The 511-nt window shown below is 47.2% G+C and carries 1 protein-coding gene; it reads left to right on the forward strand.

Going from position 1 to position 511, the window contains the following annotated elements; all coding sequences use genetic code 11:
* Window positions 1-511 (forward strand): symmetrical bis(5'-nucleosyl)-tetraphosphatase (locus ACS8FD_RS24765; RefSeq protein WP_439277793.1); only part of this gene is annotated, 511 nt, incomplete at both ends.

A 511-nucleotide genomic window follows, 5' to 3' on the forward strand; every position in this document is an offset into this window, starting at 1 on the left:
GAAGATGGTGAGGAATTATTGCAATGGTTACGGTGTCAGCCAATTTTGGCGTATCCTGATAAGCATACTGTATTGGTACATGCTGGAATACCACCGCACTGGAGCATTGATGCCGCTGCACAATATGCGCAGCAATTAGAAGCGCAATTAAAGGGTAGCTTAGATCAACTTGATCGTTTGCTACCGCATTTGTATAGTAAGAGCGCCGATGAGTGGCATGATGGTATTAATGGCTTTACTAAGATGCGGGCGATATCCAATTACTTTACCCGGATGCGGCTGTGCAAACAAGACGGAACACTAGAGTTTAGCTTTACGTCCAGCTTAGATCAGCACATGCCCGATGATTTTATGCCTTGGTTTGAATGGCAAGTACCGCGGACGCGTAAGATATTATTTGGTCATTGGGCAGCTCTAAAGGGTGAAGTGGACTTACCGCATGCTCGCGCGCTCGATGGTGGCTGCGTTTGGGGTAACTCTCTACTGGCTTACCGACTTAGCGATGGTAAAG

Source organism: Psychrobacter sp. 1U2 (assembly GCF_051847575.1).